The sequence below is a fragment of the Shewanella sp. 10N.286.54.B9 genome (assembly GCF_041468565.1).
Taxonomy (GTDB): Bacteria; Pseudomonadota; Gammaproteobacteria; order Enterobacterales; family Shewanellaceae; genus Shewanella.
This window is the reverse complement of record NZ_JBFRIY010000016.1, coordinates 26,979-44,055: the sequence shown is the minus strand read 5'-3', so window position 1 is coordinate 44,055 and position 17,077 is coordinate 26,979. Positions and strand designations below refer to the sequence as shown.

The 17,077-nt window shown below is 43.7% G+C and carries 15 protein-coding genes; 8 read left to right on the top strand and 7 right to left on the bottom strand.

What is annotated here, in order from left to right; translation table 11 throughout:
• Positions 1-298: 298 nt before the first annotated feature.
• Positions 299-517: a hypothetical protein gene (locus AB4135_RS05840; RefSeq protein ID WP_220735528.1), complete on the top strand. Its 219-nt coding sequence runs from the start codon at positions 299-301 to the stop codon at positions 515-517.
• 11 nt (positions 518-528) lie between these two features.
• Here AB4135_RS05840 and AB4135_RS05835 read toward each other — a convergent pair whose 3' ends face one another.
• Positions 529-1,332 (bottom strand): SDR family oxidoreductase, encoded by an 804-nt coding sequence (locus tag AB4135_RS05835; protein ID WP_371991132.1) that lies wholly within the window; start codon positions 1,330-1,332, stop codon positions 529-531.
• A 196-nt stretch (positions 1,333-1,528) separates the two neighbouring features.
• Between AB4135_RS05835 and AB4135_RS05830 the strand changes: the two genes are divergently transcribed.
• The 4 genes from AB4135_RS05830 (at position 1,529) to AB4135_RS05815 (ending at position 5,388) form a co-directional block, all read left to right on the top strand.
• Positions 1,529-2,230, top strand: coding sequence for a spondin domain-containing protein (locus tag AB4135_RS05830; protein WP_371991130.1), 702 nt, complete (start codon positions 1,529-1,531; stop codon positions 2,228-2,230).
• A 10-nt stretch (positions 2,231-2,240) separates the two neighbouring features.
• Positions 2,241-2,972 carry a spondin domain-containing protein gene (locus AB4135_RS05825; RefSeq protein WP_371991128.1) on the top strand — a complete coding sequence of 244 codons (732 nt, stop codon included), beginning with the start codon at positions 2,241-2,243 and terminating at the stop codon, positions 2,970-2,972.
• An 88-nt stretch (positions 2,973-3,060) separates the two neighbouring features.
• Positions 3,061-3,798 (top strand): response regulator transcription factor, encoded by a 738-nt coding sequence (locus tag AB4135_RS05820; RefSeq protein ID WP_371991126.1) that lies wholly within the window; start codon positions 3,061-3,063, stop codon positions 3,796-3,798.
• 45 nt (positions 3,799-3,843) lie between these two features.
• Positions 3,844-5,388: a sensor histidine kinase gene (locus AB4135_RS05815; RefSeq protein ID WP_371991124.1), complete on the top strand. Its 1,545-nt coding sequence runs from the start codon at positions 3,844-3,846 to the stop codon at positions 5,386-5,388.
• A gap of 101 nt (positions 5,389-5,489) precedes the next feature.
• Here the strand turns inward: AB4135_RS05815 and AB4135_RS05810 are convergent, their stop codons facing one another.
• Both AB4135_RS05810 and hemE read right to left on the bottom strand, forming a co-directional pair.
• Positions 5,490-5,702 (bottom strand): hypothetical protein, encoded by a 213-nt coding sequence (locus AB4135_RS05810; RefSeq protein ID WP_371991122.1) that lies wholly within the window; start codon positions 5,700-5,702, stop codon positions 5,490-5,492.
• A 221-nt stretch (positions 5,703-5,923) separates the two neighbouring features.
• A complete protein-coding gene (gene hemE, locus AB4135_RS05805; RefSeq protein WP_371991120.1) occupies positions 5,924-6,988 on the bottom strand; it encodes a uroporphyrinogen decarboxylase in 1,065 nt (354 codons plus the stop codon).
• 560 nt (positions 6,989-7,548) lie between these two features.
• Here hemE and rsd point away from each other — a divergent pair.
• Positions 7,549-8,016, top strand: coding sequence for a sigma D regulator (rsd, locus tag AB4135_RS05800; protein WP_371991118.1), 468 nt, complete (start codon positions 7,549-7,551; stop codon positions 8,014-8,016).
• Positions 8,017-8,170: 154 nt separating this feature from the next.
• On the opposite strand, the gene acnB is transcribed toward rsd, so the two are convergent.
• Complete coding sequence (acnB, locus tag AB4135_RS05795) at positions 8,171-10,768, bottom strand: bifunctional aconitate hydratase 2/2-methylisocitrate dehydratase (protein WP_371991116.1); 2,598 nt, start codon at positions 10,766-10,768, stop codon at positions 8,171-8,173.
• Between the two features lie 558 nt (positions 10,769-11,326).
• On the opposite strand from acnB, the gene hxpB reads away from it, so the two are divergent.
• Both hxpB and AB4135_RS05785 read left to right on the top strand, forming a co-directional pair.
• Positions 11,327-11,992, top strand: coding sequence for a hexitol phosphatase HxpB (hxpB, locus tag AB4135_RS05790; RefSeq protein WP_371991114.1), 666 nt, complete (start codon positions 11,327-11,329; stop codon positions 11,990-11,992).
• Between the two features lie 404 nt (positions 11,993-12,396).
• Positions 12,397-12,945, top strand: coding sequence for a hypothetical protein (locus AB4135_RS05785; protein WP_371991112.1), 549 nt, complete (start codon positions 12,397-12,399; stop codon positions 12,943-12,945).
• 266 nt (positions 12,946-13,211) lie between these two features.
• Here the strand turns inward: AB4135_RS05785 and AB4135_RS05780 are convergent, their stop codons facing one another.
• From AB4135_RS05780 to AB4135_RS05770, 3 genes are all read right to left on the bottom strand, one after another.
• Positions 13,212-14,312, bottom strand: coding sequence for an IS91 family transposase (locus tag AB4135_RS05780; protein WP_371991111.1), 1,101 nt, complete (start codon positions 14,310-14,312; stop codon positions 13,212-13,214).
• Entirely contained in the window at positions 14,309-14,572 is a 264-nt protein-coding gene (locus AB4135_RS05775) for a tyrosine-type recombinase/integrase (protein WP_371991109.1), read from the bottom strand. Before AB4135_RS05775 ends, AB4135_RS05780 begins: the two co-directional genes overlap by 4 nt.
• A 303-nt stretch (positions 14,573-14,875) precedes the next feature.
• Positions 14,876-16,933, bottom strand: coding sequence for a M13 family metallopeptidase (locus AB4135_RS05770; protein ID WP_371991107.1), 2,058 nt, complete (start codon positions 16,931-16,933; stop codon positions 14,876-14,878).
• Positions 16,934-17,077 lie beyond the last annotated feature (144 nt).

The following is a 17,077-nucleotide window of genomic DNA, read 5'->3' as shown; positions in this document are numbered from 1 at the left end:
ACCTAACACCTAGCATCTAGCACCTAGCACCTAGCACCTAGCACCTAGCACCTAGCACCTAGCACCTAGCACCTAGCACCTAGCACCTAGCAAACATCAACCTTCGGGGAATGATACCTACTGTGTGGCATATCTCTGCCATAAAAATAACAACTCCCCCTTCCCTGGCTCAAACACCTAGATCTATAAATCAGCATTTTTGTGATCTCGCTAACAAAAAGTTCTACACTCAAAGCGCAATATGTTTATTCTAAATACAGACTTAAGAAACATATTAATCACTATATAGGGGTAAATTATGAAATATTCACTAGGAGATCTTGTCTATCAGGGCGAAACATCTGGCGTACATAACTGGGATACCTTAGCCGGCACTTCATTTTACTGGCACCCAGATTGGCTACATATTGCTGAGAATATGACCGGCCATACACCCGCTATCCCGATGGAACCATCAGATAATAAACCAACTAAAGATGATGCAGCAGCCGCTATTGTTAAACATCTAAATAAGTAAAACCAGCGTTGCTACCGGCCTGAGGCGATGGCTTTTTTGGCTATTCTGTCTATCAGGCCAGGGGCAATGATCTTAAAGAACCGCCCTACTCGCCCCCTAAAAGAGGTGATCAATAATCGTTTTCGTTGAGCAATAGCTGGCAACATAAGCTCGACACACTTTTCTGCCGTCATGATTTTTGCTTCTTGCATCGGCGTATCACCCAGTGGTTTACCTTGAGCATCTAATGCTCGTTTGTGAGTTTGTGTTACCACAAAGTCCGGACAAATCACTGTCACAGTTACATTATCATCGCTAAGCTCAATACGTAGCGAATCAAAAAAACCTATCACAGCATGTTTTGAGGCAGCGTAAACCGATCTTGTTGGCACTCCCGTCAACCCCGTTATTGAAGCAACAGCCACAATCTGGCCTTGGCTGTTTTTTAAATGAGGGATAGCTGCGTGCGATAGGTAAGCAGGACCGAGATAATTCACCTGCATGATTTTCGATATTACACTTAAATCTTCAAGCTGATCAAAACGTGACCACATGGTCATGCCCGCATTGTTAACCAAGATATCTAACTGACCAAAGTGTTCGATACAGGCTGTCACCACCTGACTGCATTGCGATGAATCAGATAGATCTGCCACATGAATCAACGCTTCTGAACCGAGCGCCCTTACCTCTTGCTGTAATGAAGCTAAGCGGGATTCATTACGGGCTGTAAGCAATAACCGACAACCAAGCGGAGCCAATGCTAACGCAAGCGCTCGACCGATCCCTTCTGAAGCCCCAGTGACAATAATGACCTTATTCTTGAAGTAATCCATTTTGCAGCTCCCCTGCTCGTTTTCCCATTAAAAAGCCATTGCCTATAAATAGTTGATTATGCAACCACATCTAAAATATACACTTTTCATTATTAAGTACCACTTTGCGCAATTGTTATACTTTTGTGATTATTTGGCGATACTCAGGTGAGATCCGTTTGTCATGCTTAATCTATACAGACAACGGAGATAAATCATGAACATAAATAAACTCACTAAAGCCCTTTTCATCACTAGCCTTATGAGCCTACCTGCATCTGCAGCAGAGCTTGAAATCAGTGTTACTAACTTAACCCATGGTAACTACTTTACACAGTTACTGATTGCCGCACACGATATGGATAGCCATCTTTTCCAAGCGGGTGAAATGGCAACCCCAGCGCTACAAAAAATGGCTGAAGGTGGCGATATCGCCGATCTAGATGCTGCAGTCATGGGCGCAGGCGGAGTGACTGTTGCTAATCCAGCGATGGGGCTTTTAGCTCCTAGCGCTAAAGTTGACAGCATCATGCTAGATTCCGGTGACATGACTCACCTATCTATCACCGCCATGGTGCTGCCAACCAATGATGCCTTCGTTGGTTTAGATGCTTGGAAAATTCCAACTGAAGCAGGAACTTATACCTTTACTCTTAATGCTTACGATGCTGGCACTGAAGCCAATGACGAGATAATCAATGGTGGCGGAGCATCTGGTACTCCGGGGATCCCTGCTGCACCAGGTGGTGACGGCGGTATGAATGCCACAGGCATAATGGATAACAGCAGCAACGAAAAAGTACATATTCATCCAGGCGTATTGGGCGATACCGATATGAACGGTGGCGTGAGTGATCTAGATAGCCGAGTACATCGCTGGTTGAACCCTGTTGCTCGAGTGACTGTTATCGTGAAATAGGAGATAAACCATGAATTATCCAACTGATATTTTTAAACGAAGTGCATTAGCATTAGTCGCGTTTGCGACAATTGGTTTAGCAGGTTGCTCCGACAACGACAATGATTCGCCAGCACCTATAGAGCCGCCTGTTGTTGCACCAGTGATGCAAGATTACAGTGTCACTGTCACTAACCTAACGGCCAACCAACCTATGTCACCGATTGCGGTTGTTGCTCATAGCAATGACAGCACACTCTGGAGCACAGGCATGCCTGCCAGTGTTGCTTTAGAAACGCTTGCAGAGTCAGGCGACAGCAGCGGCTTGGTCGATGAGACTGGAGTCAATGAGTTGCTCAGTGGTGCAGGTATTTTAGTCCCTGGTGGGTCCGAGACTATCTCAGTAAGCCTTGAACAAGATAGTGTTGCCTCTCTGTCTGTAGTGACCATGCTGGTTAATACTAATGATGCATTTGCTGGTACCACGGGTTTTAACCTCGCGGCACTGGCGGTTGATCAAACAGCAGCACTGCGTGTCATCGCTTATGATGCAGGCACAGAAGCAAACTCGGAAGCTAAAGGCACCATTCCTGGGCCCGCTGATGGCGGTGAAGGTTTTAATGCTGCGCGTGATGACAATGACAAAGTTCATGCTCATCCCGGTGTGATCAGTATGGATGATGGCTTGATGGACTCAGTGTTATCCGTTTCTCATCGGTTCGATAACCCTGTTTTATTAATCAAAGTCACTCGTACTAAATAGTGTGAGTTCAAAATTGATTAAAAATTTATCGAAATAAAAGTTCCTAAAGGTAGGTCTTGTTAAAAAGGACCGCCTTTGGGAGCTTGGCATGAATGGATCAAGTAGTCATATTTCCACCATTTCGAACAAAACAATTTTGTTAATCGAAGATGAGCAAGACTTAGCCAAATTAGTCATGCTCAATCTTAAAAGCATGAACCATGCAGTTGTTCACTGCACAACGCTTGAACAAGCAAATCAAGTGATTGCCAGCAAACAAATTGATCTTATTCTTATGGACAGAATGCTACCCGATGGCGATGGCATAACGCTGTGTCAGCAGATCCGCGAAGCGGGTAATGAGCAGCCTTGCATGTTACTGACCGCCAAAGACTCTGAAGCCGATATCGTGCTCGGTCTCGAATCTGGTGCTGATGACTACTTAGTTAAACCATTTAGCGTGTTGGAACTAAGAGCCCGAGTGAAAGCACTGCTTAGACGTGGCAAGCAGATTCAACAGCAAGATGATGCGCTAGAATTTAATGGCATCACAATAAACTGCACCACCCGAGAGGTCATCGCTTTTAACGAAACTTTAGAGTTAACCGCGCGTGAGTTCGACCTGCTACTTTACTTGGCTCAACACCCAAAACAAGTGTTCAGTCGTATGCAACTATTAGAAGCGGTATGGGGTTACTCCTATTCCGGCTATGAACACACAGTAAATAGTCATATCAATCGCTTACGTAATAAGTTAGCTCGCAGCTCATACACCACAGATTTAGTAAAAACAGTCTGGGGTGTGGGTTATAAATTTGCCCCGCCAGCTAATCAGGCAGCCTCTTAAAAAGGAGCTAACCATATAACTGCGACGGATGCAGGAGATAGCAGCATGAAAAGTTTGTTCAGTCGTATATTACTCGCGGCTACCTTAGTTATTTTTATTCTATTTATCGCACTATGGCAGTGGTTACAGTTTAGCCAAGAGTTTAGCCGCAATCAGATCCAACAATCACTGCACCGTGAATTGGCGGAACATATGGCCCATATCAATCCGTTACTTTCTAAAGGCATCACCTCTGATGCAGCATTAAAAGAAGCCTTTCATGACTTCATGTTACTCGGCCCAAGCTTTGAAATTTATACCTTAGATAATCAAGGGCAAGTTATTGCCTACGACGCGAAAGAGGAGAAGATTAAACAACATAAGGTTGATACCAACATTATTGAGCAATTTATCCAGGGGGTTAATTTACCTATTTTGGGTACAGATCCGCGCTCAGAGCACAAAGACAAAATCTTCTCAGCCGCAAAATTACTCACGCCTAACGGACAGCAAACAGGTTATCTCTATGTCATCATTGGCGGCGAGGATTTTGATAGCTGGCAGACCATTGTTAGTGATCACCAAGCACCACAGTTTTGGACCACTGCGATATTGATTGCCATTGGTTTCGCAATTATCTTGTTTGTCCTGCTGCTTAAGCTGTTTACCGCACCGCTAAGTCGACTAGAAAATGATTTGCGTTTAGTCGCTGCCCAGCAACTAAACTCTGGAGTCACACTGCCAGGACAATATACAGGTAGCAGCGAAATCAACCAGCTCAGTAAGCATATCAATACCCTGCTTCAAGCGTTGAGTTTGCAACATCAAGCAATCAACAGGCAGCAAGAGGAGCGGCATGAATTTATGCTGCACTTGTCCCATGACTTGAAAACACCACTCACCTCTTTACAAGGTTATATCGATACTTGGCTACTAATGCCGCCCCATGAACGCAATAGTGACTTAATTGAGATCGCTGCAAATGCTGGCCAACATTTACAACAACTATTAGGACAAATGTTAGAGCTTGCAGCCTTAGAGAACGGTCAAGTTAAACCGCAGTGGCAACAAGTAAACCTTCAAGAAGTATTGGATGAATTGCAGCTGACATTCACACCACGCGCGAGTAAGAAGCGTATTCTGTTAGCTTTTGACGATAGACTAAACCTGTGTATACATACCGACAGGCAGTTGCTATTGCGCATTCTAAATAACCTTGTCGACAATGCGATACGCTACACTCCAGATCAAGGCGTCATCAGTATCAAAACACTCGCAGATAAATCTAACGCAACAACTTGGTTGCAAGTCAGTGATAATGGTTCAGGAATGCACAAGCATGAACTGGCCGCGTTGAAACAGATGACCCAAAAACCCATGGCAATGGCAAGCAAACAAAGTGCATTACCGCAACTTGGGGTAGGGTTGGCGATTGTTAGGCAGTTACTGGCCATTTTAAAATGTGGTATTGAGATTGACAGCCAGCCAGGCAAAGGTAGTCGTTTTAGAATTGAGCTGCAGACGCAACCCTTGCTTGTTGAACAACAAGGCAGTACAAACCGCCCCGTTAAAACCGATGACGGTTTTGAACATAGCGTCCATCAGGGATAGTTATTCACCCAAATAAAAAAGCCGACTGCTGATGGCAATCGGCTATTTAAGCCTTAGGAGCGTAACAGTAAAGCGACTGCCCATCAGTGCCAGAATAACTGTTAGAACACGCCTTTAAATATCTTTTTCAGCTTAGGGAAAGCAAGGCTTATAAACACACCGAACAAACTCATCCACATCAAGATCACCAATACCGCAGTCATATAGATGCCCATTTCAGTGTCGGCATTAGCAACGTAAAAGTAGTGGCTGCCCTGTAGCAAACCAATAAAAATAGCTAAACAGATAGCACTAAAAAGAATAGGTAATTTCATAAATGTCGCCTCTTAACTGTAGGTCTGTAATTGATGGTTCAATAATAAAACACTGCTATCGCGATTTGAAACTAGTAGCTATAGCCAATCCCGATACTTGCTAGCTTTATGATGTTCTTGGTTTAACCTAATGCATTTGGGCGAAGCTTAATAGTACTCAACCAATTTTTGCCAATAAAAAAGCGAGCCATTGGCTCGCTTTATTCAATACAACAAGTAGATTACTTGTGGTACTTACCTGACAACTCATGCACTGAGTTGATAAATGAACCCGCATGCTCTGGGTTCACATGCTGATGGATACCGTGGCCCAAGTTAAATACATGGCCAGTACCTTCACCGTAAGAAGATAGAATTTGATCGACTTCTTGATGGATACGCTCTGGAGAAGCGTAAAGTACAGATGGGTCCATGTTACCTTGCAGCGCAACTTTATTACCTACACGGCGACGTGCATCACCAATATCAACAGTCCAGTCTAGACCTAGTGCGTCACAGCCAGTTTCAGCCATAGACTCAAGCCATAGTCCGCCACCTTTAGTGAACAAAGTAACTGGAACTTGGCGACCGTCTGCATGGCGAGTTAGGCCATCAACGATTTTCTGCATGTAACGTAGCGAGAATTCACGGTATGCGTGGTGAGATAACGCGCCACCCCATGAATCAAAGATCATTAGAGACTGTGCACCGTTTGCAACCTGAGCGTTTAGGTACAAGATAACTGAGTCAGCTAGCTTGTCTAATAGCATGTGTAACGTTGCAGGCTCTTCATAAGCCATCTTCTTAATCTTTTCAAATGTCTTGCTTGAACCGCCTTCAACCATGTAAGTGGCAAGGGTCCAAGGTGAACCAGAGAAACCGATTAATGGTACTTCGCCTTTAAGCTCACGACGAATAGTGCTAACAGCACGCATTACGTAACCAAGTTCATCTTCTGGATCTGGGATACATAGCTTCTTGATTGAATCGATAGTATCTGTTGGACGCTCGAAACGTGGGCCTTCGCCAGTTTCAAAGTACAGACCTAGTCCCATTGCATCTGGAACAGTAAGAATATCAGAGAATAAAATCGCAGCATCTAGGTCATAACGACGTAGTGGCTGCAAAGTCACTTCACAAGCCAAGTCTTGGTTTTTACAAAGCGACATGAAATCACCGGCTTCAGCACGGGTTGCTTTGTACTCTGGAAGATAACGACCAGCTTGACGCATCATCCAGACAGGAGTTCTGTCGACAGGCTGTTTTAATAACGCACGTAAATAACGATCATTCTTTAATTCTGCCATTTGGCTTGATTCCTAAACTTATATTGATATCCGCTTGGGTCAGTAGTTTAGCATTTACGCTAGTAAAGTAACCTCTATCGGTGAAATTATGTGACCAGTAACTCGACAAATAGTCGCAACTAGGACGTAGTTAACACATTTATATTGCTAACAGTCTCATTTCTAAGCCCTTCAATGTCATGCCCATCCGACTTAAATATGCTGGATCCACTAAGAATGGGCGGAAATCTCATATCTTTAATAACTGCGATCTGTAACCATAACTTGACTTAACCTAGGCTGTATAACTCTCAATGTGACAGAAAAAAGTTGCACCTACTGGTCAGCTTTGGTATAAAAAGTCTGCGCTAGCAAGAACAATCAAGAAGCTCGTCGCATCGAGCCCGCAAAACTTTACTCGCCCAGCGATAGAATTCTATCGCTGGGCTTTTTCTTTTTTGGCTTTCTGCCAGCTGGTATGTCCATTTAGCAATTAGCCATAAATCGTCCGAAAACAGTTGATCAAAGTCGCCGTTCTCCCTACATTAGAAGTTAGGGATAGTTTCATAACGGGAAAGATCATGCTAAGAAAATTAGAAAAAGCCGAACAAAAATGGGGCGGTTCAAATACTCTTATAGATCAATGGCTAAACAACCGTCGTAACCTATTGATTAACTACTGCCAGATTGCCGGTATTCCACCTTATGAAATTACCGAAAATTCCTTACCGGCTTTTGACTCCGTCAAAGCATTCTGCGACCAGTTAATGGACTATGTTTCAGAAGGACATTTCGAGATCTATAACCAAGTCGTGACTGCTTGCGAGAAAAATGGCAGCTCAAGCCAAGAGCTTGCTCAACAGTTAGTGCCGCAGATCAGCGAAACCACAGATACCGCACTCGATTTCAATGACAAGTACACCGAAGCTGAAGACGAGAAAGTGCTTTTCCATCTCGATAAAGATCTGTCATCTTTAGGTCATGCGATGGAAACACGCTTTGCGTTAGAAGATAAATTATTAGAAGTGCTACACACTAAACATTCATAGTCAGTACTCGAGATTGCTCTTAGCAAGATGTTCACCTAAATCCCGAAGGTGTAACGTCTTCTGCCAATAGCTTTAGCAAACACAATCAGCGCGAAATACAGACAACAAAAAGGCCAGCTAATTAGCTGGCCTTTTTAGTACATCTCTTAATTACTTACACGGCAGATTGGAAGATAACTTCGTCTGCTTTTTCTGTGTACGAGGCAATTTGATCGAAGTTCAGGTAACGATAAGTGTCAGCTGCAGTTGCATCTAACTCTTTAGCGTATGTCTGATACTCATCAGGCGATGGTAGACGACCCAATAGTGCCGCAACAGCTGCAAGTTCCGCTGATGCTAAGTACACGTTTGCACCTGTACCTAGACGGTTCGGGAAGTTACGCGTAGAAGTTGAAACAACGGTTGAACCTTCAGCAACACGTGCTTGGTTACCCATACACAATGAACAGCCAGGGATCTCGATACGTGCACCGACACGGCCGAAGATGGCGTAGTAACCCTCTTCAGTCAGTTGGTCACGATCCATCTTAGTTGGCGGTGCAATCCACAAACGTGTTGGCAGAGTCGTAGCAAACTTGTCTAGCATCTTACCGGTGGCACGGAAGTGACCGATGTTAGTCATACAAGAACCAACGAAGACTTCGTCAATTTTAGTATCAACTACTGATGAAAGCAGAATCGCATCATCTGGATCGTTTGGCGCACAAAGAATAGGTTCTTTGATATCAGCTAAATCGATTTCGATAACTTCAGCGTACTCAGCATCGCTATCAGCTTCCATAAGCTCAGGGTTGGCCAACCACTCTTGCATAGCAGTAATACGACGCTCAATAGTACGGCGATCGCCATAACCTTCAGCAATCATCCACTTAAGCATGACAATGTTAGAGTTTAGGTATTCGATGATAGGCTCTTTGCCCAGCTTGATAGTACAACCAGCCGCACTACGCTCAGCAGATGCATCAGAAAGCTCAAATGCTTGCTCAACTTTAAGTTGCTCAAGACCTTCGATCTCTAGTACACGGCCAGAGAAAGCGTTGATCTTACCTTTCTTCTCAACCGTTAACAGACCCATTTCGATCGCTTTATGCGGGATAGCATGTACCAAGTCACGTAACGTCATACCTGGTTGTAGCTCGCCTTTAAAGCGCACCAAAATAGATTCAGGCATATCGAGTGGCATAACGCCCGTTGCTGCAGCAAATGCTACTAGGCCAGAACCCGCAGGGAATGAGATACCAATTGGGAAACGCGTATGTGAATCACCACCAGTACCAACAGTATCAGGTAGCAGCATACGGTTTAACCAAGAGTGAATAACACCGTCACCAGGACGCAATGCAACACCGCCACGGTTCATGATGAAATCAGGTAGTGTATGGTGAGTGTTGACATCGATTGGCTTAGGATATGCCGCGGTGTGACAGAATGACTGCATCGTCAAATCAGCACTAAAACCAAGACACGCCAGATCTTTAAGCTCATCACGAGTCATAGGGCCAGTAGTGTCTTGTGAACCAACAGAGGTCATCTTCGGCTCACAGTATTGGCCTGGACGAATACCCGTCACGCCACATGCTTTACCGACCATCTTCTGTGCAAGGGTAAAGCCCTTACCTGTATCAGCCACATCTTGCGGACGAACAAACTCAGCAGATGCTTCAAGGCCTAGTGTTTCACGCGCACGGTCAGTCAAACCACGACCGATGATCAATGGAATACGACCACCAGCACGAACTTCATCCATTAAGACTTCAGTCTTTAACGAGAATTCAGAGATAACTTCATCGCTATCGTGACGCTTAACAACACCTTCATATGGGTAGATATCAATAACATCGCCCATTTCCATCTTGCTAACATCTAGCTCGATTGGCAATGCGCCAGCATCTTCCATAGTGTTAAAGAAGATTGGAGCAATCTTACCACCTAGACAGAAACCGCCCGCACGCTTATTTGGTACATTAGGGATATCATCACCCATGAACCAAAGCACAGAGTTAGTAGCAGACTTACGTGAAGACCCCGTACCAACCACATCACCAACATAAACTAATGGGAAACCTTTAGTTTTAAGTGACTCAATCTCTTTGATTGGACCGATAGTGCCCGCTTCATCAGGCACGATACCGTCACGAGCGTTCTTCAGCATAGCAAGTGCATGTAATGGAATATCTGGACGAGACCATGCATCAGGTGCAGGAGACAAATCATCAGTGTTGGTTTCGCCAGACACTTTAAATACAGTCAGTGAGATCTTCTCAGCAAGCTTAGGACGAGACAGGAACCATTCGCCGTCAGCCCAAGAATGAACAACTTGCTTAGCGTAGTCGTTACCCGCCTGCATTTTTTCCACTACATCATGGAAAGAATCAAACATCAGTAGCGTGTGAGATAGTGCTTTAACAGCAAGTGGAGCTTGTGCGTCGTTATCTAACTGAGCGATTAGCGGCTCAATGTTGTAACCACCTTGCATAGTGCCAAGCAGCTCAACAGCTCGCTCAGATGACAAGATGCTTGAAGATGCTTCGCCTTTTGCGACTGCATCTAGAAAGCCAGCTTTTACATAGGCAGCTTCATCAACACCTGGTGGAATACGGTTTTCTAGCAGATCAAGAAGGAATGCTTCTTCACCTGCTGGTGGGTTCTTAATCAACTCAACTAGCTGCGCCACTTGTTGGGCATCTAATGGCTTAGGGACTACGCCCTCTGAAGCACGTTCTGCGACGTGTTTACGATATGCTTCTAGCACGGCAACATTCCTCTTTGTTTGGCGTTCTAACAGCGAAACTGCTCGTCTTCACATTGAAACTGACAGCTCGGCAGGCTCGACCCTTATTTCGAGGCGTATTATACTACAACTTGGCAAAAGTATGAATCAGATCACACTTGCTCAGATGAGAAATCACGCTCAAGCGACAGGTTGACCACACCTTAGGCGGTTAAGCGAACAAAAAAAACTAGACCATAGTGTTAACCATACACTTATACCTTTAAATTCAAAAACTTAAACCGAACCTTATTTTATACTTTCTCTGTTTAGCTACTAATTTTTGCTGCAAAACGTACAATAATCTCTAGTATTATTTGTAAAAACACTGAAAACAACCACTAATATTCACCAAAGTTATAATGAACATAATTGAGAGTGAGCCCGCAGCCACTCGGAGACGTTAGATTTAAGTGGTCATTTAGTGGGTTTTAATCACCGCTTTGATGGCTACTAATAGTAATTCCCTTTGTGAAATCAATAACACCAAGTAAAGTCCATGATTAATATTAAAAAGCATCTTCAAATTAGGATGAGTATATGAGCAAACCTCAGCTAAAAGCCGTTATTTTCGATATGGATGGCGTATTGATCGACTCCGAACCTGTGTGGCAAATTGCTGAGCACAAGGTGATGACCGAGCTCGGTTTAAACATCTCAGTTGAAGATACTGTTGAAACAACCGGACTTAGAATCGATCAGGTTGTGGCATTCTGGTACGCCCGCTTTCCTTGGCCAAACTATGACAACCAACAAACCGCACAGGCCATTGTTGATCAGGTGGTAAGCCATATCCTTGCCGATGGTAAACCGATGTTAGGTGTCATTACGGCACTTAAAAGCTGCCAAGATCTAGGGCTTAAAATCGGTCTAGCAACCTCTTCGTCGAGCGATATTATCAATGCTGTTTTAAACAAACTGCAAATTAGAGAATACTTTCAAGCGATTAAATCTGCCGAGCACTTAGCCTATGGTAAACCCCATCCGGAAGTTTATTTAAATTGCGCCGTAGCGCTCAATATTGATCCTATCAATTGTTTAGCCATTGAGGATTCATTTAATGGATTGGTCGCCGCACGCGCTGCCAATATGCAAACTATTGCCATTCCAGAGCCTAAATTTTCCCATTTACCTAAGTGGGCTATCGCCCATCAGCAACTTGATGATCTGACTTTTTTGCCTGAGGTATTAGCAGCTAAAGTTTAGCTTGTAGGCTTACCATGCTGCACTTGAGCAAAGCCTTGGCGTTTCGGCAACTCCGATGGAGAATTGGTGTGCTCTACGAGTTTTTTAACTCAATTTTTCCCCAAAATGACTTTCACTGGTAGAAGTTGTTAGTAGCGTAATTAAAGCTTCAGCCTTATGAAGGCTAATGCGGGACACAAGATATAAGACCTGCGTGAACATTGCACTTTATGCAATGATGACAGTTCTTTGTTTCACTCAGGCGGAGAAACAGGAAATCAGTTCTTTTTATGTTCTAACTCATTGTTGATACACTGATTTACTGTTAGTCTTGAGTGATTGAAGTACTGGCGATCTGGTCTTATTAAGACCGTTTTTATTCGGAATTCAGCCTAATATACTGTTAGCCTTATAAGGATATATAAATGAATTTGGGCATTATTAAATCAAGTATTGTAACTATCAGTTGTATTTTACTGATGACAGGTTGTTCATCTAACTCGTTAGAAGAATCAAGCCTTACAGCAAAAGAGCTTGATCAAACTATTGAACTTACTGTTCCTGTCAGTAAAGTTACTTTGTCTATTCCTAAACTAAATTTAGTTAAACAAGATACTAGTAGCAGTCAAAGCTACCGATATTTTAATTACTGGGATACAAACGCACAATTAGGTATTTCAGGTTGGTTTGAACATGAGTCACGCTTTAAAGGTGTGCAATCTCATTGGAGTGAGTTCTTATCAACGTGGAAAGGAAATCAACCAACCAATGTAAGTTTTGAAAAACTAAATGATTGGAATATTGTTAGTTACAATATTGATGTACAGGGCTGCTCTCAATCAAATGTGAAAGCATATTTAGTGCAAAGTGAAACATGGCTAGATATTCATGTTTCATCATTTTGTAATGGAGATATCCCCAAAGCAGATATTCTTAATTATATAAAAAACATTACAGTGGTAAATAAAGTATAAATAAGGCTAACAAATAAGGATAGGCCGCGCGTAGCCGCGTCCTTATCCCAAGTGTTGAACAAGCTCGAGTGATACCTTTATAGTGTAAATATCGGCGTAAGATCTTACGCTTTTTCGATGTGTGCTGAGCAGTAACATTTTTTACTAGCCGCACCTATCCCTTAGCATCGCCAGCTAATTTCGTTACCTCAACATATCAATGCCTTAGCACCTCCTTTTTCTTATTTTTCTCTGTATGTTAAATCTAGATTTTGTAGTCCTTCCGCTTAAACAGTGGCGTTAGGTTCCCTTGTTTTTTGCATGATAAAACTTGTCAGTCGTGCATGCACTCCCATAAATATCATCGGCTGCTGGCAGCAGGGACAAGGTCTTATAGCTTGGGTTTTGGTGGCTTTTTCGAACGGCGCAAACACCGCTCCAGCAACCGCTAGCATAAGCTGTATTTGCAGTCTTAGTTTTCGGCAACGTCCTTGCAGTAATCCATAGTCTCTCACTCGACGTAGTCCCTTCGGTAGCACATGCTGGAGCACTAACCATAGGAAATTCACCGTAGGTAAAGTGCGTATTTCAGTGGCTTTGGTTTGGCTATTTTGATACTCGAAGCTGACCTGTCCGTCGATGTCACTGATGATATTTCTGTCGGGCAATACACCACGATAAAGATAACGGGATAGATATTTTAACGCTGGCAAGCCTTTACCTACATGTTGGCAGTCAACCACCCACTTTTTTGGCAGGTGTTCTGGTAGCTTGATGTTGAGTTTATCCGTTAGGTACTCAAGCAAGCGTGCTCGCCATACGCTGGCAAGATTAAAGACATTAAACAGGTATTTGCCTTTGCTCTTTTGCCACTGTTGTTTGGCTTTGTCGAAACTCCCTGCCGGGATGATGAAATGAATATGAGGATGGTAGTCGCGTCGTCGATTATGAGTATGTAGTACGCCCGTAAAGCCAATCTCGCCACCGAGTTGTTTTGCGTTTTTAGCAAAGTCCTTGAGCACGCTTGCAGCCACCGTAAACATGGCTTGATACATACGTTCAGGTTGATGTTTCGCGGTGGCTCTAAGCTCATAAGGCAGAGTGAAAGTGACCATGTAGTATTCAACTGGAAGTAGTTTAGCCTGCTGTTTAGCAAGCCAACCTTCCGTGGTGTTGTGCTGGCATTGCGGGCAACTTCGATGGCCACAGGAGAGTGGAAAGTCAGCATGATGAGGGCAACTCTGACACGCCCACTGACTCGTTCTCTCAGTATTGGTGCGGCAACTGAGCATGGCGAAAATGGCTTGCCGCATCGATGAGGTAAGTTGCTGCTCGTAAGCCTGATTAAACTTATCAAGGTGGTCGCGTAAAATATCGATGAACTTCATACGTTGCACTCCCACTTCAGGGCTAAATCATTAGTCAGCTGATTAATCGCCTCAACCGTATTTTTACGGGTAATTTGAGTCAGTCGTGTATATCTTGCGGTGGTGTTGAGGCTGTTGTGACCGAGCAGGCTTTGCACTGAGCGCAGATCTAGTCCTTGCTCTAGCAGATGGGTAGCGTAGCTGTGACGCAGATTATGCGGACTGATGGATTTATGAATATTGAGGATAAAGGGGTCGGAGCTAATTAGAGAAATTGCCATACTTTGTCTAATCAAAAACTCATGAGCTAGAGCAGATTATCTAGCTCATTAATATCCAAAAATCAGCTATCGACTATATGCTAGCTATTCATCTAGGTTGAGCTGTGCAAGCTTCTAAATCATGGATGATTTAGCAGAGCCTATAGGGATATATTCACGGCGACTTGCAAAAGCTCAATGTAGTTGAATTGCAATAAAAAGTGCATTTGATTGCCATTTATTCTCTTTACTCCGAAACACATAATAAAAAGCCCATCGAATGATAGGCTTTCAGTATTTAGCGATGGCTAAGCAAAGCTAGCGTTACCAGATCTTAACTCGCTCATCTTCCGTTAGGAACATCTTGTCGCCTTCTTTAAGATCGAACGCTTCATAAAACGCAGGGATATTACGCGGCGTGCCCATCGCGCGGAAATGACTTGGCGAATGAGAGTCGGTCATTAAACGGCGACCTAACTCTTCGTCACGGTAATTACGGCGCCAAACTTGCGACCAGCCGATAAACAAACGTTGCTCACCAGTTAAGCCATCAATCACAGGTGAGGGCTGGCCATTGAGGCTCATCTTATATGAACGTGCAGCAACCGTTAATCCACCCAAATCGCCAATGTTTTCGCCTAAAGTTAAATCACCATTAACGAATCTTCCTGGCATAGCTTCATAACCAGCGTATTGTGCAGATAGCTGCGCACCACGCTTTTGGAACTCTTCACGATCTTTATCAGACCACCAGTCACGTAAATTACCATCACCATCGTACTTAGCACCTTGGTCATCAAACCCATGACTTATCTCGTGGCCAATCACCGCGCCGATACCACCATAGTTAATCGCGTCATCGGCATCCATATTAAAGAATGGCGGTTGTAAAATAGCTGCTGGGAATACAATTTCATTCATCACAGGACTGTAGTACGCATTCACCGTCTGTGGCGTCATGTGCCACTCTGTGCGGTCGATTGGTTTACCCAACTTAGCGAGCATTGCCTTATATTCAAATTGAGCATAACGCTGGTAGTTACCAACAAGATCATTGGCTTCAATATCAAGCGCGCTATAATCTTTCCACTTCTCTGGATAGCCAATCTTATAGGTGAACTTAGCGAGTTTTTCTTGCGCTGCAACCTTAGTTTCCGGCGTCATCCACTCAAGTTCATTAATGCTAACCTCAAAACCTTTAATCAAGTTTTGGATCATCTGTTCCATTTTAGCTTTAGCTTCTGGCTTAAAGTTTTGTTTAACGTACTCTTCACCAACGATTTCACCAATCACTTGATCGGCTGCATCTACCGCCTTCTTCCAACGTGGCTTTTGCTCCTGGATACCCATTAAGGTATTACCGTGAAAAGCAAAGTGCAGATCGACAAAATCTTTACTTAACAGCTCGGCGTAGTCATCCACCAAATGGAAGGCTAAGTAATCTTGCCATTCCGCAACCGTAAACTTATTAAACTGTTGGCCAAACTTTTCAAAGTAGGAAGGCTGGCGAACGATGACTTCGCTCACCTTATCGATATCCGCACCCGCCGAGAACTGCACAAAGTCAAAACCCTTTACTAAATCTTGTAGTTGTTGGCGATCCATCTTGTTATAACTTTTATTGGCATCACGCGACTCAACACGGCTCCACTGACTGGCAGCAATGAATTTCTCAATCTTAGCCACGCTCTTGCTAGCACGTTGCGGATCGCTATAACCTGCCTGCGCCATTAAGTCGGTAACATACTTGTCTAATGCCGCGCGGTTAGCGGTAAACTTCTCATCATCTTTCAGGTAATAGTCACGATCTGGTAGCGTCAGACCTGACTGGTAGAGATAAACTCCATACTGACTCGAGTTTTTCGCATCATTATTGACGTAAAAACCAAATGGCACGGAAGCACCATGAACCAGTAAACCCCCCATTAAGGTCGCAATATCATTGTGAGTAGAAGCGTAGGCAATATCTGACAACTGATCTTTCAGCGGCGAGATCCCAAGCGTTTCAATAGTTTTGACATCCATAAAGCTCGCGTAAAAGTCACCCACTTTCTGCTCACTGCTACCTTTTACCTTATTGGGCTTGGCTGCAGAAGCCTCAATGATCTGTTTCAATGAAGCTTGGCTTTGCTCATACAAAACAGAGAACGAGCCGTAGTTAGATTTATCTGCGGGGATAGGTGTATTGGCTAACCACGTACCATTAACGCTGTAATAAAAATCATCTTGATGACGTACAGCAGGATCGAAATTGGCTATTTCAACACCTGATACTAGCGCAGCTGACGCTTGAGTGGTTTCTTTGTTGGCTTCATTACTGCCACAAGCAGTTAAGCCTAGGCTTAAAGCGACACAAAGTGCTAATTGACTTACTTTATTCATGATTATCCCCGTATATAATCCTTTAAAAGGCTTTTGCTCGTTTATAACAATATTTTGATGCTGCAATACACATTATGTTTTAGACCAAATAACCAGATTTTGTAAATGTAGACACGTTAATTAATTAAGTGACTACCTTTTCGC